The following is a 20,951-nucleotide window of genomic DNA, read 5'->3' as shown; positions in this document are numbered from 1 at the left end:
AGATGTACAGTTAGTAAAAAGGAAGTACCTGTTTTTGTAAAAGTGGTTTATTTTAACTATGTGTAATGGAATTTTATCTAAGTTGCAAGAGGAAGGAACTTGGGGAACACTTGAGGAAGCTGCAAAAAAACTAGCATACTATAAAGCTGAATTAAATCTACTTCATCCTTTTAGAGAAGGAAATGGTCGAACAATACGTTTGTTTATTTACTTGTATGCTTTAAATAAAGGTTTTTTGTGGGAGTATGTGGATTTGGGTAGCGAAGAATATATGCAAGCAATGAATTGCTTCAAAGACAGATGAAACGATGTTAGAATGGATTTTTAAAAAGACATTAAAAGGGCTTGATAGATAATTTATGACGTTCTTTAGAGATAGTTCCATATAAAGAAATTTTACTAACTTAGTCAAAAGCGTAGTTAGAAAAATCAATTGCCCAGTAATCATTGATATAATAATGTTTTAGATGGTTGGTTCGCCATTACATTCTCCATATAAAAAAAGAATAGGGGGATTTATGTATGCTAGTAAATGGTAATACTGATCTTTACAACAGAGAAACTGAAGAATATATAGTAGCTTATATTGATTTATTGGGAATAAAATCAGAAATGAATAAAGGTAATAAAGAGCAACAATTAGCCATGAATAAATTGTATAACTTATATACTCACTCCATTGATACAACAAGAATGATAGCGTGGGAAGAAAATAAGGAGATAAATTTTAAAATTTTTTCGGATAATATTTTGATTAGTAGAAAATTATCTAAGGATAACGACAAACGCAAATTAGAGGTTAAGACATTAATTTATTGTGTTGCACACTTTCAAGCACTTGCTGCTTCAGACTCGGTTGGGTGGCTTTTAAGGGGAGGGATAGCAATCGGTCAGTTATTTGTTGATGATATTATGGTCTGGGGTCAAGCGTTATTAAAAACCTATGATTTAGAAAGTAATATAGCTATTTATCCAAGAATAGTATTGGATTCTACTGTTGTTAATGAAGTACAGAAAAATGACGAGTTATCTGATTTTATAAGAAAAGATTTTGATGGAGTATATTTTTTAAATTACCTATCTATGTGCCATTTTTATGGGGAAATGCTTTCAAGTGGATTTGAAATGATACAAGAAAACAATTTACTTTATAGAAATGAAAGGATATATCAGAAGCTTTATTGGCATATGGAGTTTATTAACAGGGAACTTGATAGAAAAAATGAGCAAAAAGATAAAAAATACAGATTGAAATTTTCTCCTGATTATTTAATAAAATAATTCATACAATAGAGATTGAATGCCTCTCCAAGCATAGGAAGTACATTGATTTCTTGAAATTTGAAGGATAAGGGGGTGATGTTGTTTTTTTCTGCTTTCGCAGTTCAGTGATATATCGCCGAAATGCAGAGAGTTTGGTTAACCCTTCTTCCATCAATTGCTCATACATAACTGGAATCGATTTTCCGTCTAACTGGATAGTGCATACAAGGTGTATATGAATGAAATACAGAAAAACACTTAATACATTGGTATGACAACGTTTTAAGTGTTTTATTTCGTCCCAAAATTTCATTTTGGAACTTCTTTGTGCTTAACGTTGTAAATGCGTACATGCCACCCTTATATAATAATCGGGCGCAATTGTTGTATAAGCATCGAGGTTCTTCTTAAACTCCTAGAAAGAACTTAATCATCTTTCATTTTCTGTGGTGAAGAGCATATTTTAGCGCTTCATGGATGGCTAACGGGGTGCGATTGTTCAATAAGAGTAGTCACTTCTTATGCTAATAGACAGATCAGTTAAACAAGGGGGCTGCCCCAAAAGAGCCTTTTTAACCAAAAATGAATAAAAAGTGAAAGGTAGAAACGCTGATTTAACAACGTTTTTGCCTTTTCAACTTCATGTGATTTTACTCCAAAAGAATGAGACAACCCCCGTTTTTCAATGATAATTCTTTTACTAATCTTTACCTCGCAATTTTTTTTATCTCGTAGTCAAAATCGTAGTCAAAAATAATCTATGCCCCCGCAAACCTTGATATAATAACATTATGAGTCGGTAGGTTCGACTCCCGCCTTCTCCATACATAAAAATGAGCAATATTGTAGCGGTAAATAATGATAAAAGTATCATCATCTAAAAATGGGTGGATACTGATATTTTAAATACATTTGGCTATGGATTATTTACTAAGCTTTTACCGAAATTAAGATTAAGCAGTACACCAATATAGGAAAAAGGTTTACATCAACAAAATAAGGTATACTATATTTGTTGAATAGATTTCTTTAAAGGCAGGAAAAGTAGGTGAACCAAAGTGGGGAAATATCAATTGGATACTAAAGGTAAGGTGGCTGTGGCAAAGTATCATGAAAAACACAAGCCAGCCAAATTGGATAAAAAGCAGCAACTTGAGAAAATACGTGCTGAGTATTTAAAAAAGAAGCAAGAACAAACAGATCAATAATTGAATGAAAACATAGGAAGACTAAAATCTCCCTATGTTTTTCTTTGTTATTGGGGGTAGAATTTATTATTTTCCTAAATTGCAGATTCGTGACAGAAAACTTGTCATCAGATATCCATTCCTCATTATTCGATTTTGCCATTTCTTGTACCGCCCTAACATTTTTTATTTGCTGCCATAGGGAAGACAAACTCATTGGAAATACAAATAAATGATTTAATACATGGGAAAGTGATGACTTTTGAATGAACTCATTATTTATATCGTACTAAAGCATAAGAAACCATTGAAAGATTTAGAGAATTTATGAATGAAGTAAAATGAATTAATCCACCTCAATTGCAAAGGTGAGAACGAGCCAACTAGAGTGAACAACCTCAACCAGCAGTAAAATATAGCATGAATTTACTTAGTGTAGATTTGGTGTGTTCAAACTATAGACAAATTCAGTGAATTTTTTACAAAATACCTCCCTTTTTTACTAAGCTCCTATTATGATACAAAATCCTCTTATGTAGAAAATATAATTATTGTAATTTAGTATAAATATGATTATTTTTGAAGACAGAGGAGCGTTATATGAGGAAAAAGTTATTATTACTAATGATTGTTTTAATTATTGCGATTAATAATCTTTACTTTGCATCAAATGTTTATGCAGCTGAAATGATTTTTAAAGATGTGGATCAAAAGCATTGGGCAGGCAAGGAAATCCAATACTTATCTCAACAAAATATTATTCAGGGAAATCCTGATGGGAGTTTTGCACCTAATGATAAATTAACGCGATTACAAATTGCGTTAATGGTTACGAGAGCGAAGGGATACAGTGTGATCGATCGACCTGACCCACAGTTGGTTGATGTAAAAAATGAAGATGCTCATTTCGATATCATTTCTGCCGTCATGGCTGAAGGGGTTTTTGATGATGTTGTAAAGGGGCAAGAATTTAAACCGAACGCATTTGTGACAAGGGCAGAAATGTCATCAATTCTAACAAGAGCTTTTGAATTAAGTGGTCTTTCTTCACTTCAATTTAAGGATGTTACAACGAACGATTGGGCGTATTCGTCTATTCAGGCATTAGTGAAAAATGAAATTGTTTTTGGTTTTGCGGATGGGACGTTTCAACCAGAACGCTTTTTAACGAGAGCAGAATTTGCCGTGATGATGGCGAGGGTATTAGATGAAACGTATCGTGTAGCACCAGAGCCGCCAAAAGCGCAAGCTCCTGCAGAAGAACCCAAGCTAAATAAAATGTACATAACGGTTCCAATTGTTAAGCAAAATCCAGAATTGCCAAATGGCTGCGAAATAACGTCTTTAACAGCTGTATTAAACTATTATGGATTTTCAACAAACAAAATGGAAATGGCAAATAATTATTTACCGAAGGAATCATTTACCTATCAGAATAATAAAAGATACGGTCCAAATCCTTATAAAGCCTATGCAGGAGATCCTCGTTTAGGGACAGGCTTCTTTTCTTATGCACCTCCCATTGTTGCCTCTGCTGAAAAATTTTTCATTGGAAGAACGACAAAATACACAGCGACTGATGTAAGCGGCAAGGAAAAAGAGTTTTTCTATGAGAAAATTAATCATAATGTTCCAGTAGTCATTTGGGTAACCTTGGATTTAAGTGCGCCAAAAGTATCGTCTTCTTGGTATTTCAGTGATACAAAAGAATATTTTAAAGCACCGATTAATCTCCATGCTGTTGTGCTTGTTGGCTATAATGAGCTCAATAATACCGTTCATGTGATGAATCCGCTAAAAGGAAGAGTCTCACATAATGCCGATAAGTTTTTCAAAAGCTATAAAGAACTTGGAAGTCACGCGATGATTGTTGAGAGAAATAAATAGAGTGGATCAAGGGGCAAAATAAAGTTTTCGGAAGTAATGGAATGGTAAGGTGGTATAGCTATAGGAATTATCTTTCTAATAGTATTCGGGAATATAAAAAATGACGATTGCAAGATAGGATTGAAAAGAGAACATTCACATATTAGTAAGAGTGATAAAATGTATTACAACTGATTCTTAAAAGTATTCGCTGTGGAGCAGGATGCAACAATGACGAAAATTATGATTGGGAGTATACAGACTAAGAAGATGTGAATGTCATCACTATAATGGTATAAGGGTGTGCTAAAAGTTTCGCTACTTTTAGCACACCCTTTTGTATTTAGTTGAACAGACGAAAAGGATGGGGTGTTATACTCTCCGTATTTTTCTATCCATCATTTAAAAATATAGTATAGTTATTGTAAAAAACGAAATGATTGAGGGGACTGGAATAGATGAACTTACTAGAAGTTGGAGTAAAAATAAAGCAGATGCGAAAGAAAAATAAAATGTCTCAGGATGATTTAGCTTCGCAGATTAATTTAACGAAAAGCCATATTTCAAAAATAGAAAATGGCAAAACGACACCGAGTCTGGTGACATTGTCCAAGATTGCGGAAATATTTGATGTGCCAATGGCTTGGTTTGTTATCCAGGATCAATTTGATGGCATTTCGATTGTCTCGAAAAAAGAGCGCAATGAGACTGTTGAAACGAATGAACTTGGCTATCAATATGAGCTGTTAGCGAATAAGAGCTATATGAGCAATATCAATCCTTCTATTGTCACTGTACATAATGGAGCTGAAAATTTAGCCCCTTATACACATGATAATGATGAATTTATTTATGTCATTTCGGGTAGTATCGTCTTGAAATACGATCATAAATTTTACAATTTAGAAGAGGGGGACTCTGCGTATTTTTCTGGGAAAAAGGAGCATATCTTTATCAACAATTCTGCGGAAAACTCAAAGGTATTAACAATTTATGTTGAGGATTAAATCTTTCTTTTAAACGTAAATATTATCGAAAATACAAATTTCTTGTTTACAATACTATTCAGACAATTTACAATTGGTGTAATGTTATTCAACTAAGTTGAATTATATTACACTTTTTATTTTTGGGGGTATAGGGATGACTTCACGAATTAAAGGATTTTATTTACTTTCAGTAGAAGAGCGAATTAAGTTAATCGCTGAAAAATCAAATTTAACCAACGAGGAAGTTGAAGCTTTAAAAAGTGGAATTTCATTAGAGCTTGCAGACGCAATGGTTGAAAATGTTATTGGACATATTTCAGTGCCTCTAGGGGTAGCGGCCAACTTTAAGGTGAATGGCAAAGAGGTATTTATTCCGATGGCTACGGAAGAGCCGTCAGTAATCGCTGCGGCTAGTAATGCGGCACGTGCAGCATATGAGTTAGGGGGTATTTTTACTTCCAGCTCGGGAACAGTTATGCGTGGACAGATTCAGGTATTAAATATTGAGGACCCTCATGCAGCGAGAGCGAAAATTTTTGAACATAAAGATGAGATCATCGAGCATTGTAATGAAAAAGATCCAACGTTAGTCAAGTTAGGCGGTGGAGTGAAGGATATAGAAGTACACTTAATCGACACAGCAAAAGAAACAATGGTTGTTGTCCATTTAATCGTAGATACGAAGGATGCAATGGGGGCAAACGCTGTCAATACAATGGCAGAATCTGTGTCACCATTAATCGAACGGATTACAAATGGACGAGTTGTGCTACGGATTATTTCAAATTTAGCAGATAAACGTATTGTCCGTGCGCGTGGTGAATTCTCAACAGATATGCTTGGCGGTATAGAAATTGCTAAAAATATTGTAAGTGCTTACGAATTTGCAGATGCTGACCCGTATCGGGCTGCCACACATAATAAAGGGGTTATGAATGGTATTACAGCAGCGGTATTAGCATCGGGTAACGATACACGTGCTGTTGAGGCTGGTGCTCATGCCTATGCTGCCCGTTCCGGTAGATATCGTTCTTTAACGACATGGGAGCTAAATAAAGCAGGCAATCTTGTTGGTACATTGGAATTGCCATTAGCTGTTGGTATTGTAGGAGGGGCTACAAAGACTCATCCTGTTGCAAAAACAGCGCTAAAAATAATGGATGTGCAATCGGCAGAGGAGTTAGCCAGTTATATTGCCGCAGTTGGATTAGTAGAAAATCTAGCAAGCTTACGCGCACTTTCAGCAGAGGGTATTCAATCTGGTCATATGCGTCTGCATGCGAAAAACTTGGCTGTAATGGCTGGGGCAACAGGCGATATTATTGATCGTGTTGTGCAGCAGGCGGTAGAAGAGAAAGATTTCCGTTATGATCGTGTTTTAGAGATTACAAACTCTCTGCGAGGTGAATAAAACATGGCGAATACTCCATACAATGAGCAAAAAAATGTAGAGGAAAAAAAGTTTATTGAAATTTTAGGTGACACAGTTTCTGGTAATCAGTTAATTCTTTCAATTATTTTAAGCGTTGCCGCAAGCTTTTTAGGCTATCAGTTTGGCCAGTGGGTTTTTCCGAAGTTTGCAGACCCTCAAATGATTAACTCGTATTCATTGTTAACAGGCATTGCAGGTATTCTGATTGTTGTTGCTATTAATACGATTCTTTTTAAACCAAAACGTATTTTAGTAGAAGATGAAGCATCCAGTCATTCTTTAAAGGAAGCATTTGAAGATTTACAAATTGATATAGACGAGGAAATACGCTTAATCGAGGAAGATCCGGTGACAAAAAAAGAGCTCGAGGATTTTGGTATTCTTTCTAGCTTACAGGGCTTGAAAGGAGCGGATAAAAAATGAGTATTTATTTAATTGCTCTTCTATTTGCCCTTTTGGGTGCAGCAATCTTTACTGTCATTGGGCTTATTTCAGGTACAGATGAAACAGCGATTATGGTACCAATTACGCTGTTAGTTATTTTGCTGGGAGCGCCTCCTGAAGGGGTATTCGCCTTTTTCATGGCAGGCGTGTTAGCTAAGCACTTAACACATGCTGTACCAACTGCATTATTAGGTATTCCTGGGGACACAACAGCTGTACCTTTAATTGACCATGCCAATACATTACGCCGTTTAGGGATGCCGCACGTGGCGCTACGTAAAATGATTTCCGGTGGCGTTATCGGTGCATTTATCGCCCTACCAACCGCAGTACTTTTAGGTCAGTTTTTAGGCCAATTTGCCGACTTTTTTAAATCTTCATCAGGCATCATTTTTACACTTGCCGCAATTTTAATCGCATTCTTTTCAAAAGGAAAATGGGCAAGTATTTTAATCATTATCCCATTTGCGTTTTTCATAAAAGCTTTAGATAGCGTTAGCTTTGCGATGCTGGATAAACATTTAAGCATTACATTCTTTTTAGGAATTGCCATTGGACCAATGTTTTGTAATATTTTAATGGCAGCATCTTCTGTTGCTAAAAATGATCTAGCACGTAGTAAGCCAAATCAATATAACCTTGCTCCTGAAACGAAATCATGGAAAGGCTATTTCCCAAATCCATTTAAAATTTTATCGAAAAGACAGACCATTTTTACGAGTATTACAACGTTTCTTTCCTCCCTCACATTTGTCTTCAGTCCTGTCGGGATGACGTCATTGATGGGGGAAATTGTAGGCTCTCGCACAAAAGGTGCCTATAAAAAATCAACAACGAGTCTTACTGTAATGAATGGTGTAACGGAATCGACTTATATTGCTGAAGCGATTATTCCATTAATTGCATTCGGTATTCCGTTAAGTCCAGTTGCACTTGGACCGGCATCACCTTTATTTAATGCACCACCGATTTTTACAGTAGATCCAGTAAACAACTTACACACGCTAATGTCTTCATGGGATTTTTTCATTTTTGGGTTAATCGGTATTAGTGTAGCTGCTTTAATTGCTTATCCATTTGCGATGAATTATGCACGTAAAGCGTCTGTATTAGTATTGAAATATATTAGCCAGGAAGCAATCGTAGCGATGTTCATCGGTTTAGCATTCTTGCTTGCCTATAACGAGGCACAATTGCTAGGAGTAGTGTTAACATTTACAGTCGCAACTGTTGGTGGTTTATTAAATCGAATTTTAGGTGTAGGGGCTGGTGTGCAATTCATGGTATTCTACGCTTCGAGCTGGATTATGCTACAGCTGTTCGGCATTTAATTAAAGGAAGTGTATCTTGATGAATTTACCAAAAGCAGTGGAAATAAGAGAAGTAGGTCCGCGTGACGGCTTACAAAATGAGAAAATATTTATTCCAACTGATTTGAAGGTGCAATGGATTAACTTAATAAGTGAAACAGGTGTCCGTCATATCGAGGTATCCTCTTTTGTTAGTCCAAAGTGGATACCGGCTTTAGCCGATCATCATGAAGTATTCGAGCAAATCACACGTCATGAAAAAATAACGTATGCAGCTCTTGTGCCCAATTTGAAAGGGATAGAAGGGGCCATCCAACAAAAGGTTGACGAAATTGCTTTATTTATTTCTGCTTCTGAGGAACATAATCAAAGTAATGTAAACGCTTCAATCAACCAATCTTTGCAAAACTTAAAAGCTGTAGCTGAAGTAGCAAATCGTGAAGGTATATCGTTAAGAGGCTATATTTCAACTGTATTTGGCAGTCCGTTTGGTGACGAAGTAAAGTTTCAAAAAGTGAAGGAAATTATTGATGCCTATCTAGAAATGGGCGTTTCTGAAATTTCACTCGGCGATACAATTGGTATAGCAGACCCTGTACAAGTAAAGGCTATTTTATCAGAGCTGCTCACTCGATACGACCATGATTTGTTTGCCCTTCATTTTCATGATACGTATGGCCGTGCTTTAGCGAATATTTTTGCAGCACTTGAACTCGGGATTACAAAATACGACAGTGCTATTGGTGGTTTGGGGGGGTGCCCCTATGCCCCTGGTGCAAGCGGCAATGTGTCAACGAATGATTTAGTAAATTTCCTACATCGTTTAGGCGTGCAAACGAATATTGATGAAGAAAAATTGTTTACTGCAACACGATTTTTACAGCAGGCAATAAATAGACAGCTTGATAGTAAAGTGTATAAAGTACAAAGTAATAAGTAAAAGAATGGGATTTGTACCCCTATAGTTAGAGTCAAAATCAGAACTGCACCACCAATTGTTAGATACACTCTACCAATTGATGATGCAGTTTTTTCTATGGGGAAATTTCCTGATGAGAAAAAATAGAGGCTGTTTTAAGCTATTTGAAATCATAAATAAATTACACACAACGGTTTAACAAGCTACGTCCTTAATTGGAATTCTTCATCTAGTCAGAAATGATTTGACTGTCCTTGACATATCTTGAAACAAAAATCAAAATGAGAATGATTATCACAAATAATTTCAATTGTAATATGCATGGGAAGGAGCAATCTAATGGATAGGGTAGATAGTAGTCGTTACGTGGTTTTATTATGAATATAGGTGAACAAATTCAATTGTGGAATCAAGTTGACATTCGTGTACTCGACATTCGGATAAAACGAATAGGGCGCGGCGATGTGATTTGTGATTATGTAACACCAGCAAGCATGTTTATGTTTGTGGCAAATGGCCATGCTGAACTGTGGACAAACGATGAAGTATGGCTATCCGAGCGGTTTCATTTAATACATATCGGCAAGGGGCAGCGGATAACGGTTCAATCCACTGACTTTCTTGACACCTACATGATTTTATACAATGCTTCTTTACCCGCTTCAGCATTGCGGGAGTTTCATATGATGATGCAAACAGACAATCCATTTATGCAAAGCTGGGCAGTGTCACCATCCGAACCACTCGTTATGCTGGAGATGCTAGAAACAATGCTTACCGACTGGCCAAAAATAGACAATGGGCAGATAGACAAAGAGAAAAACATGAAGGATGTCCATGAATTGAGAAGACTGAAGGCCAAGGGGGAATTCATCCGTTTCGTACATGCAACGTTACAGGAGCGGCTGGAGCATGCTCACGCCCCATCTCTAACCGAACAAGTTGTCCGCTATATCGCAAAAAATTATCGTGGTATGATTTCTATGGAGCAGTTGGCCCAGCAAATGAATTACACTCCACAGTACGTTTCGAGGAAATTCAAAGAGCAGATGGGATGCAGTCCACTTGATTATACGATTCGATTACGCATAGACTTGGCGCGAAAATTGCTGTGTGATACCGAAGCGACGCTACAGGAAGTAGCTGCTTATGTTGGATATCCAGACACGGTCTATTTTAACCGTATGTTTAAGAAACAAACAGGCATAACTCCAGGAGAATACCGCAAGCAATATCAGTATATAGGTTCGAAAGATACAATGAATAGGTCAAATCTGTCCATTGTTGCACCACATCCAGCAATGTATCATTTAAATGGTAATGATATTCATTATCAATTAATGTTAGATGGAGGAAATGATATGGCAATTAGAAAGAAAAATCTATTAGCGATGGCACTATTGTGTCTGACTATGGTCGCATCAGGATGTGGAACATCATCAGAAGGGGCTAACGGAAATAGTGGTGCAACAAAATCGAATCAAGTAAAGTCAGAGGCACCTGCCAACATCCAAATGCGAACAATTAAGACGGCACTCGGAGATGTAGAAGTGCCTATACAACCACAACGTATAGCAGCACCTGCCTATTTAGGAACCGTCTTGGCACTTGATGTCCAACCAGTTGCATCTGATTTTTTATTGATGGAAAGCCCGTATTTAGAAGGGATGCTTGATGGTGTAACGGATGTAGGAGATTCTCTAGAGGCACTGGTTGAATTGAAACCAGATTTAATCATTACAAATATTAATAAAGAAGAAACAGTGGACAAATATTCACTCATCGCGCCAACCGTGGCTATGCCTTATAATAGCTTTGAAACGATTCAGGAGGAAATGCGTTATTTCGGTGATTTATTAGACAAAAAGGATGTAGCTGAACAATGGATTACCGATTTTGAAAGCCACACAAGTACATTACGTGATGAAGTTCAAGCTGCACTTGGTGAGGGAGAGACAGTTTCCATCATGCAGGAGTATGATGGAAAGGTATTCTTATTCGGATCAAAGTCTGGACGCGGCGGTCGAATTATGTATGAAATATTAGGTGCGAATCCACCCTCAACGGTTCCAGAACATATGCTAGCTGAATCATTTTACGAGTTTTCGCTAGAAATGCTTCCTGAATATACTGGAGATTATTTGGTTTTAACAACAAAATCAACGTTGGAGGAACTGCAGGCTGATCCGATTTGGGGTAACTTGCCTGCGATTCGAGATGGAAAAGTATACTTGTGGACTGAAAGTGAGTCATGGTTTAGAGACCCAATTGCAGTAGAAGGACAAATAGACAATTTAGCTAAATGGATTATTGAAACTGCCAAAACAAAATAAAAGTGTAATATCAAACATGATAGAAAAGAGACATTTCGATCTTGGAAATGTCTCTTTTTTAATGTCAATTTAGAAAATATTATAGATACCCTTATAGTCCAAATGACAAATCATTTCTATTTAATAAGAGAAGGCTCCAAGTTGTAGAAGAGTTCAATGTCACAATATGTGGGGATCGAACAGGAAATTATTCTTTGGAGGAACCTACTAAACATGATCAATATACTTCAAACACTTTGCTAGTAGCTGGGTGCGATTGGTTACTTGAAACTTTCTATATAGGTTTTGAAGATGTTTTTTAATCGTATTTTCACTGATGAATAATTGCTGGGCGATTTCTCCATTTTTCAAGCCTTTGAAAACAAAGTTTAAAACTTCTCTTTCTCGTTCCGTCATTTTAAATAGGATGGAGGGCTGTGAATAGTGATGAAGGGAATACATGTTTTCGATATTTCTTTTCAAATACACTAATTTTAAAATATCTTTTTCATTAAATAACTTTTCTCCTGTTTTCCTTAAAAAGCCAATAACCGCTACGAGCTTATTGTCTACCCTCAAATACATCGCCATTTCATCTTCATAGCGATTTTCTTTTAAAAAAACTTCTTTATAGTGAGTTTGTTTTTGCAGACACATAACTTCATTCCTATTCATTAGCTGAATGGAATGCTGTGTACCTATATTTTGAGGGTGTAATGGATCAAATTTTTGATATATTTGTAAATAATCATTAATCGTATGACCCTCTATATTTAAAAGCACAGGAGCATTTAATTCATTATTCGATATTTCCCAAAATAACATATGGTGATAGCCGAGATGCTGACTTAATGTATGCAATAGTTCATGTTTAAAACTCTCATTACTTTGTTTCACATTCATATTCGAAATATGATAGCTCGCTTTAAGAATGTTTTCTAAATCATTTTCCAAAAACATGAAAACACCTCGTTTCTCTATTATGCATTTATATTCTACTTAAAACAGAATTATCCTTTCGGGTAATATCTTAATTTTAGAATATTCAGTACATTGTAATTGCAAGATTACTACTATACGAGGTGATGATATGAATTTACAAGAGTATGCATCATATGACGGTATTGGGTTGGCAGAGTTAGTAAAATCAAAGGAAGTAACACCACAGGAGTTAAAGGAGCTAGCGTTAGAAGGAATAAAAAAAGTAAATCCATCCATTAATGCAGTCGTTAGTGTGTTAGAAGAGCAGGCTGACAAAGCAATTGAGAAGGTTGACGAAAATGCTCCGTTTGCTGGTGTTCCATTTTTAATTAAAGAGCTTGTGTTACATGCAGAGGGTGTACCGCATAGTATGGGGAGTCGTATAGGGGATAATACGATTATTCCGGTCGATAGTGAATTAATGGCGCGTTTTAGAAAGGCTGGCTTGATTTTAGCAGGTACTACGACAACACCTGAGTTTGGCTATAATGCAGCTACTGAAGCGGTTATTTATGGTGCAACGCGCAATCCATGGAATTTAAATCATAGTCCAGGTGGTTCGAGTGGTGGATCAGCAGCAGCTGTTGCGAGTGGTATTGTGCCAATCGCTCATGCCAATGATGGCGGTGGTTCTATTCGTATTCCCGCTTCCTGTAGTGGGCTAGTTGGATTGAAACCTACACGAGGAAGAGTTCCAGCTGGTCCATTCAATAGCGAGCCTTTAAATGGTATTGCCATTGAGTTCGCTGTGACTCGTACAATTCGTGATACAGCGGTGCTACTGGATCAAGTAGCAGGTCCTGATTTAGGGAGCTATTCCAAATTAGAAGTAACGCATGCACCGTACGGACAACTTATCCAAGAAAAAGTGCGCCCTCTAAAAATTGCTTGGACAACTGAAGCAAATTCTGGGGCATTTGTCGATCCGGAATGTATAGAAGCAGTTCATAAAACAGCCCAAGTTTTAAAAGACCTAGGACACGAAGTAGTAGAAGCGCGTCCGAAATATGAACAAGCATCATTTACAAAGGCGACGGTTGATATTTGGACAGCGAATATTTATCAAATGATTAAGGGTGCCGCAGCAGGGACTGGTAAAGCAGTTTCTCCAGACAATATTGAAGCAGCTATTTGGAAATGCTATGAATATGGTGGACAGTTAAAGGCGGCTGATTTATTGGAAGCTATTCATACAAATGCAGTCGTTTCACGTCAAGTTGCAGGCTTCTTTGAAGACTATGACATTTTATTGAGTCCAACAATTGGCACGCTTCCTGCTAAAATTGGTGAATTAAATGCGAACAATCCTAACATTTCAGCTGTTGAATGGACGGAGCAAATTTTCACGTATGCACCGTTTACAAATTTATTTAATGCTACAGGTCAGCCATCCTTATCATTGCCTTTAGCAGAAAGTAAATCAGGCTTACCAATTGGTCTACAAATGACAGGTAAATTTGCAGATGAATTAACGTTATTACAGCTAGGTAGACAATTAGAAGAAGCAATGCCTTGGAAAGACCGTAAGCCAGTAATACATGTCAGTGAACAGCCTCAACCAGCAGTATAATATAGCATGAACGCACTTAGTATAGACTAGGTGCGTTTTCTTTCTGTCGTAATTTTGAAGCTTCCTCAAAAGCAGGTCTTCATCCTGACCTTAAACTCATATACATAAAATAAAAGCTAATAGGAGTAGTGATTATTGGACAAACAACAACATAAGTACAGATGGATTGTGTTTGTTGCTGTATTGTTTACTTATTTGTTAATGGCAAGTCAGCGAACTGCTCCAGGGTTAATTACAGATCAATTGATGAAGGATTTTGGGGTAACGGCATCGACAATCGGGTTATTGACGAGTATCCAATTTTTTGTGTACACGAGTTTGCAAATTCCGATGGGGATTTTAGCTGATCGATTTGGGCCAAACTTTTTCCTCATCATCGGTGCCACCCTTACAGGAATAGGAACCATTCTTTACAGTCTAGGTACACATGAAGTTGTCCTATTCTTTTCTAGAATGCTTACTGGCGTAGGAGATGCGACCATATGGGTGAATATGGTGCTTATTTTGGCACAATGGTTTCATAAAAAGGAGTTTGTCCGATTAATTGGCTTTGCAGGAATGACTGGAAGCTTAGGCTTCTTATTGGCGACAGTACCTTTTGCTACATTGATCCTTTTATTAGGTTGGCGAATCACCTTTTTTTCAACGGGATTATTATTATGCTTATGTGGTGTACTTCTTTATTTTGTGCTTATAAAAAACACGAAACGTATCTTTTCAAAGGAACCCATAAGCATAACTGAAGAAATACAACGTGAAAAAAGCTCCATATTATTACGAAGAATATTTTCAAGCAGGCAAGCATGGGCTTTATTTTTTTGTCATTTTGGCGTTGTTGGAGGTTATGTTGGTTTTATCAGTTCGTGGGCAGTACCATATGGGATCAATATGTATGAGATGTCACGATCAGAGGCTAGTCAGCTGATTATGATTGGATTAGTCGGGGCGCTTATAGGAGCTCCTTTAATGAGTTGGATTGCCGGCTGGCTAGGAACGATTAAAAAACCATATATTGTTGTTCATATTACAGTTTTATTGAGCTGGTTTTCATTTCTTTTATTGAAAGGACATCCTACATTTTTCATGCTCATCGTCCTATTCTTTCTCATTGGCTTTGGCTATGGCGCAAGTGCTTTAACCTTTGCGGCAGTTCGTCAAACTTTCCCTCTAACTGAATCGGGCATTGTTTCTGGGTTTGCCAATACAGGTGGCTTTCTAAGTGCTGCATTGTTGCCCATTATTTTTGGCAATATTTTAGATTACTTTCAAGCTGCCACAGGTAATGTAAGTGATGGGTACTACTACGGCTTCATTTCGCCTGTTATATTTTCTATAATTGGCTTGATTGGTGTGATAATGTTTAAGGAAAAGCTTTTAAAAGTAATGGATTAAGCCATGCTAAATAATAGGAGAATAAAGGGAATACCTGCAATTGAGGTATTCCCTTTACAACGATGAACTAACTATCCCATATATACACTAGCACAAGTATCTGGAGCGGGTTCATAGAAGCAATGATTTTTAAATTGCCCTGTAAACGGCTGGCCGTACCATGTTGGGGGACATGGGGCATATGGATTGAAGTACCAAAGTGCGTATTTTGCTGGATGATCTCGCCAGAAATCTAAGTTCTGTTTCGCTAATCTTTTTTCCGTTTCTCTCGCTCGTTGGTAAAACATATTGCCTTTTTGAACGGCTTCGAAAGAATAATTTCCACCTTGAACCTGGTAAATAACCTGCTCAATCGTTCTAACATCGTTGAAGTCTAAACAAGATGCTACTGCACGATTGACAATGACATTGCCCACGTAAAGCATGCCTTGTTTTCCTTCACCCTCAGCTTCTGCTCTCATCATCCTTGCCATTAAAGCAACGTCTGCATCACGGTATTTTACTCTTGGCATTTTTACACCTCCACCCTATAGTATGAAAAAAATCAAGGCTAGTTTCGCTTTATCTTGAAATTCATTGTTTCTGCATAGCACACCATAAAAAACGCCATCTGTACTGTGTAAAACAGCAAGATGGCGTACTTCCATTAAAAATTCTTTTTGAAGTATGGTGTTTTTTTCAGTACAACACATACTGGGATAGCGATAACTAAACCTACGATGTTTTGAATGACGTCTCCTGGAATGGATGCCATCGGGGCAATCCAGCTGTTGAACATAATGGCTTGCCCAACATAGTAAACAGCAATCATCACGGGCATTGATACTACTGCTCCTAAAATATTCAGCCCAAGATTATCACCTTTATGTCCTTTTGACCAAGCAATTTTACCGACAATGAAGCCTTGTAATGCGCGTGAAATAATAGTCGTGGGTGCCCAAATTAACCAGCCACCTACGATATCGAATAAGCCCATTCCAATGGCTCCAGCAAGTGCACCTTTTTTAGGTCCGAATAAAATAGCAGAAATAAACAGCATGGATGTTCCTAAGTGGATAAGTCCACCTTGCCCGATCGGTAGCTTAAGATTGATAAACATTGTAGCAACAAAAACAAGTGCTGCTAAAATGGCTGTAATGACTAAATCAAATGTTTTAGTGCGTGATTTTGTATAGGATGTTGGCCTTTGTATATTTTGCATTTGTCTCTTCCTCACTATGATGAATATTTTGATGATTTTTACTTTAGCAAAGGACTGACTGTTGTAAAAGTGTCAATTTTATAAAAAAGTTAAGGGTCAGTTTGAGGTTATTTTCGCATTTATCTAATTGTGATACGATGAGGAGAGTAAAAGCAGGATGAGTTAGGTGGAATGAATGATGAAAAAAGTTGCGGTAATTCAAGATATGTCGTCCTTTGGAAAGTGCTCGTTAACGGCTGCGATGCCTGTGCTGTCTGTGATGGGTGTACAGGCTGTGCCACTACCTACAGCTATTTTAACGGCACAAACGGGGTATTCGAGCTTTTATTGCGAAGATTTAACATCAAAGATGGACTCTTTTATAGATGAGTGGAGCAAGCTTGGAGCTACCTTTGATGGTATTCACACAGGCTTTGTTACAGGTGAGGAGCAAATCGATAATATATTTCGCTTTTTAAACGTGTTTCACTCAAATAAGACGACGTTGCTTGTTGATCCAGTGATGGGTGATCATGGTGAAGTCTATAAAATGTTTACGGGTGAATTGCTTGATCGTATGAGAGCGTTAGTAAAGTGTGCGGACATTATTACGCCAAATGTTACGGAATGTTGCTTACTTACAGGTTTATCCTATGAGAGGCTACAGAGCTATCAAAATGAATTAGATTATATTCATGCCCTTGAAGAGGCAGGTCAGCAGCTACAGCAAGCAACTGGAGCAAACGTCATTATTACGGGTCTGAATCCACCAGCAGCAGATGCGGACAAGCGTTATGTTGGGAATATGTTTGTCGACTCTGAGCGGTCTTTTCATAGTATCCGCAACTATAATGGTGAGAGCTATTCAGGTACAGGCGACCTGTTCGCATCCATCATGATGGGCGGCATGATGCGTGGACAAGATTTAATGGAGTCAATGAAACTAGCGGAAACATTTTTAGCCGCTGCGATTGAAGCCACATCGAAAGACCAAGTACCCCGTGAGGCAGGCGTGCATTTTGAAAAGTTTTTACGCATGCTGATGTAAAAGTTAATAAGTCTTTAAGTAAAAGTAAGCGTAATAAAAAATTCGTAAATGTCAGTTTTATAGTGACCTTTACGGATTTTTTTGTTGGAGAAAAATTAAATAATATAGGATGATCTTAGTAGATAAGTTGGTTAATTTTATAAAATAATTAGTAATATTTGTATGAATTTATGGTATTATGATGGGAATAAATTTCTTGATAGAAGATACCTAAGCAATACAAGCTTGCCAATCAGAGTTGCTAGAAATATGAAGTTTAGAGGAGGATTCCCCAGAAATGAGTCAATGTAATATCAATACAATCCTGTACGGTCCACCAGGAACAGGGAAAACGTATAATACAGTGAACTACGCGGTTAGTATTATTGAGAATAAAGAATTTAAGGCGATTTGTGCAGAAGCGTATCAAGACGTTTTTGAACGTTATCTTGCGTATAAAAAGCAAGGTCAGATTCGATTCGTTACTTTTCATCAATCATATGGATATGAAGAGTTTATTGAGGGAATCAAGCCTGTTTTAAACGATGAAGCAGAGGAGAGCATTCAATACAAAATTGAATCAGGGGTGTTTAAAGAATTTTGTGAGCAAGCGCAGCAATTAAAATTAACTGCTCATAATCAGGTGATGGAAGGAAATAAAAAAGTTTGGAAGATTTCTCTAGGAGGCAGTGGCAAGAATTGGCTGAAAGAAGAATGCTTTAAGGACAATCAAATTCGTATAGGCTGGGATGAGGAAGGTACTGACTTTATTGAGGATGGGGACTATCCTTCAGATACCTTGTACTATTTCTATGAGGGAATGAGTGTTGGAGATATTGTCTTTTCTTTAGGTGATCAAAAGCATATTGATGCAATTGGCATTATCACGGGAGAGCCAGAATGGTTAGAGGATGAGGAAGATTTTAAAAGGAGTCGAGAAGTAGAATGGATTGCCACGGATATCTATGAAAATATTTATGAGCTAAATGGTAAAACGAACTTAGTGCAGCAAACCATTTATGAGCTTTGGAGGCTATCGATTAATGATGTAAATAATTTAATTTTAAAATACTCGCAAAATGATCAAATCGATGTGGAAGAAAACACTAATAATTATGTCTTTATTATCGATGAAATTAATCGAGGCAATATATCGAAGATTTTTGGTGAACTTATTACATTAATTGAACCGACAAAACGAATTGGGGCGCAAGAAGAAATGCATGTAAAGCTTCCCTATTCTAAAAAGGATTTCGGCGTACCTCAAAATGTCTATTTATTGGGAACTATGAATACAGCCGATCGTTCGATTGCCCTGATGGATACAGCACTTAGAAGACGCTTTGACTTTATTGAAATGCTGCCAAATTTGAATGCAGTAGCTGATATAAAAGTAGGAAATATCCATATTCAACGTCTAATGGAAGTCATGAACGCTCGTATTGAAGCGCTATATGATCGTGAACATACTATTGGCCATGCATACTTTATGAGTTTAAAAGAAGACAATTCATTAGAAAATCTAGCTACTATTTTTAAGAATGCGATTATTCCACTTCTCCAAGAATATTTTTATGAAGATTATAGTAAGATTCAGTTAGTTTTAGGAGATCATTTAAAACCACAGCAATATCGATTTATTTTGGATGAGAAATTAAGTATAAAAGGATTATTTGGTCGAGACATTGATATAGACCTCCCAGAAACAAAATACCATCTTCAAGCAAGTGCATTCCAGGAACCATCAAGCTATATCGGGATATATGGAAGGGTCGAGAATGAAGAGGTTAATTGAAATGAAGGAATACGATATCCTAACATGCAATAAAGCTTATAAAGATGAGTATATATACTTAGACAAGGATTCTTTCGAGCAGCTTGAAAATATGATTTTGCACTGCAATGAAATGGTAGATGTTGATGCATACGATTTTTTCTCTGTTTCCACAAAGCGACATGTTGGAAAGGTCATTCGTGCAAAAAATTATGTTGGTATTGTGCAATTGAAGAATGGTACACAAATTCAAATTTTGCCAAAAATATATGGGAAAACAGCCATTGACCCTAAAAAAACATTTGTGAAAATGCTTAAATCGCTACAAGATTTTCCTAGCAAAACCTTTAATGAGACTAGCCTTCGGACAGATCGTATGACATTATTGGAAATTTTCATTCGATTGTACATTCAAGAAGTGCAAAAACTGATTAAAAAGGGGCTTAAATCATCCTATTATGCGATGGAAGATAACTTAAACGTATACAAAGGTAAAATGGTATTTTCACAGCAATTAAAATATAACCTTGTTCATAGAGAACGTTTCTATACACGCTACGACGAGTTTGGGATGAATCGGGCCGAAAATCGCTTAATCAAGGCTACATTACTTAAACTGCTAAAACAATCAACAAGTAATGACAATATAAACGAAATGCGTAAACTGCTCGTACACTTTGAACTCATCGAGCAATCAAAAAACTACAGCAAAGACTTTTCAAAGGTAAAGATTGATCGTAACTCAAAAGATTATGAAACGATTATGCAATGGTCTAACATTTTTTTAAATGATGAAAGCTTTACAACTTTTTCGGGAAATTCATTTGGAAAAGCATTATTATTCCCAATGGAAAAAGTTTTTGAGTCTTATATTGGCTTTCATCTGAAAAAGCTACTAAGTAATTCAGCATGGCAGGTGCAATTACAGGATAAAGGCTATCATTTATTTCAAGGAAAATTTGCATTACGACCAGATATAGTGTTAACTAATGGCGCTGGCAAAATTGTTTTAGATACAAAATGGAAAATGCTAAGTAATACGCCACACAATAACTATGGAATTACACAGGCAGATATGTATCAAATGTATGCTTATGCTAAAAAATATCACGCTAAAGAAATTTGGCTTATCTATCCATTGAATACTGAAGTTGAACAAATGAAAGAAATCTACTTCAACACAAATGAAGGTGATCAAAGTACCGAAGTGAAGGTATTCTTCGTCGACTGCCACCATGTAGAGGACAGTTTGGAGAAACTAGTAAAGAAGTTTACTCTAGCGACGCAATAGTAAACATACGAGTA

Annotated in this window: 18 protein-coding genes; 15 read left to right on the top strand and 3 right to left on the bottom strand. The window is 36.9% G+C overall.

The window, feature by feature from the left end; translation table 11 throughout:
- The first annotated feature begins 58 nt into the window (after positions 1-58).
- The 10 genes from MHB40_RS20155 to MHB40_RS20110 all read left to right on the top strand — a co-directional run bounded on the left by MHB40_RS20155 (position 59) and on the right by MHB40_RS20110 (position 11,743).
- Positions 59-304 (top strand): Fic family protein, encoded by a 246-nt coding sequence (locus tag MHB40_RS20155; protein WP_342533284.1) that lies wholly within the window; start codon positions 59-61, stop codon positions 302-304.
- Between the two features lie 218 nt (positions 305-522).
- Positions 523-1,281 carry a hypothetical protein gene (locus tag MHB40_RS20150; protein ID WP_342533283.1) on the top strand — a complete coding sequence of 253 codons (759 nt, stop codon included), beginning with the start codon at positions 523-525 and terminating at the stop codon, positions 1,279-1,281.
- Between the two features lie 1,040 nt (positions 1,282-2,321).
- Entirely contained in the window at positions 2,322-2,471 is a 150-nt protein-coding gene (locus MHB40_RS20145; protein ID WP_342533282.1) for a hypothetical protein, read from the top strand.
- Positions 2,472-3,050: 579 nt separating this feature from the next.
- Entirely contained in the window at positions 3,051-4,337 is a 1,287-nt protein-coding gene (locus tag MHB40_RS20140; protein WP_342533281.1) for an S-layer homology domain-containing protein, read from the top strand.
- A gap of 437 nt (positions 4,338-4,774) precedes the next feature.
- On the top strand, positions 4,775-5,323 hold the full coding sequence (locus tag MHB40_RS20135) for an XRE family transcriptional regulator (protein WP_342533280.1): 549 nt from the start codon (positions 4,775-4,777) through the stop codon (positions 5,321-5,323).
- Between the two features lie 136 nt (positions 5,324-5,459).
- Entirely contained in the window at positions 5,460-6,716 is a 1,257-nt protein-coding gene (locus tag MHB40_RS20130; RefSeq protein ID WP_342533279.1) for a hydroxymethylglutaryl-CoA reductase, degradative, read from the top strand.
- Between the two features lie 3 nt (positions 6,717-6,719).
- A complete protein-coding gene (locus MHB40_RS20125) occupies positions 6,720-7,160 on the top strand; it encodes a hypothetical protein (RefSeq protein ID WP_205445362.1) in 441 nt (146 codons plus the stop codon).
- On the top strand, positions 7,157-8,512 hold the full coding sequence (locus tag MHB40_RS20120) for a tripartite tricarboxylate transporter permease (protein WP_205445360.1): 1,356 nt from the start codon (positions 7,157-7,159) through the stop codon (positions 8,510-8,512). The genes MHB40_RS20125 and MHB40_RS20120 overlap by 4 nt, the downstream gene beginning before the upstream one ends.
- 19 nt (positions 8,513-8,531) lie before the next feature.
- Positions 8,532-9,431: a hydroxymethylglutaryl-CoA lyase gene (locus MHB40_RS20115; protein WP_342533278.1), complete on the top strand. Its 900-nt coding sequence runs from the start codon at positions 8,532-8,534 to the stop codon at positions 9,429-9,431.
- Between the two features lie 356 nt (positions 9,432-9,787).
- Positions 9,788-11,743 (top strand): AraC family transcriptional regulator, encoded by a 1,956-nt coding sequence (locus MHB40_RS20110; RefSeq protein ID WP_342533277.1) that lies wholly within the window; start codon positions 9,788-9,790, stop codon positions 11,741-11,743.
- A gap of 207 nt (positions 11,744-11,950) precedes the next feature.
- Here the strand turns inward: MHB40_RS20110 and MHB40_RS20105 are convergent, their stop codons facing one another.
- Positions 11,951-12,682 (bottom strand): helix-turn-helix transcriptional regulator, encoded by a 732-nt coding sequence (locus tag MHB40_RS20105; RefSeq protein ID WP_342533276.1) that lies wholly within the window; start codon positions 12,680-12,682, stop codon positions 11,951-11,953.
- Positions 12,683-12,812: 130 nt separating this feature from the next.
- Here MHB40_RS20105 and MHB40_RS20100 point away from each other — a divergent pair, with 130 nt between their 5' ends.
- Both MHB40_RS20100 and MHB40_RS20095 read left to right on the top strand, forming a co-directional pair.
- Positions 12,813-14,273 carry an amidase gene (locus tag MHB40_RS20100; protein WP_342441458.1) on the top strand — a complete coding sequence of 487 codons (1,461 nt, stop codon included), beginning with the start codon at positions 12,813-12,815 and terminating at the stop codon, positions 14,271-14,273.
- A gap of 135 nt (positions 14,274-14,408) precedes the next feature.
- Positions 14,409-15,665, top strand: a complete 1,257-nt coding sequence (locus tag MHB40_RS20095; protein WP_342533275.1) for an MFS transporter — start codon at positions 14,409-14,411, stop codon at positions 15,663-15,665.
- Between the two features lie 71 nt (positions 15,666-15,736).
- Here MHB40_RS20095 and MHB40_RS20090 read toward each other — a convergent pair whose 3' ends face one another.
- Positions 15,737-16,177 carry a cell wall hydrolase gene (locus MHB40_RS20090; protein ID WP_205445351.1) on the bottom strand — a complete coding sequence of 147 codons (441 nt, stop codon included), beginning with the start codon at positions 16,175-16,177 and terminating at the stop codon, positions 15,737-15,739.
- A gap of 134 nt (positions 16,178-16,311) precedes the next feature.
- Complete coding sequence (locus MHB40_RS20085; RefSeq protein ID WP_036078698.1) at positions 16,312-16,866, bottom strand: ECF transporter S component; 555 nt, start codon at positions 16,864-16,866, stop codon at positions 16,312-16,314.
- Between the two features lie 178 nt (positions 16,867-17,044).
- On the opposite strand from MHB40_RS20085, the gene MHB40_RS20080 reads away from it, so the two are divergent.
- From MHB40_RS20080 to MHB40_RS20070, 3 genes are all read left to right on the top strand, one after another.
- Positions 17,045-17,893: a pyridoxamine kinase gene (locus MHB40_RS20080; protein ID WP_342534805.1), complete on the top strand. Its 849-nt coding sequence runs from the start codon at positions 17,045-17,047 to the stop codon at positions 17,891-17,893.
- A 277-nt stretch (positions 17,894-18,170) separates the two neighbouring features.
- On the top strand, positions 18,171-19,667 hold the full coding sequence (locus MHB40_RS20075) for an AAA family ATPase (RefSeq protein WP_342533274.1): 1,497 nt from the start codon (positions 18,171-18,173) through the stop codon (positions 19,665-19,667).
- On the top strand, positions 19,651-20,937 hold the full coding sequence (locus tag MHB40_RS20070) for an McrC family protein (RefSeq protein WP_342533273.1): 1,287 nt from the start codon (positions 19,651-19,653) through the stop codon (positions 20,935-20,937). The genes MHB40_RS20075 and MHB40_RS20070 overlap by 17 nt, the downstream gene beginning before the upstream one ends.
- Positions 20,938-20,951 lie beyond the last annotated feature (14 nt).

The sequence above is a fragment of the Lysinibacillus sp. FSL K6-0057 genome (genome assembly GCF_038630885.1).
Classification (GTDB): domain Bacteria; phylum Bacillota; class Bacilli; order Bacillales_A; family Planococcaceae; genus Lysinibacillus; species Lysinibacillus fusiformis_F.
This window is presented reverse-complemented; position numbering and strand designations above follow the sequence as displayed.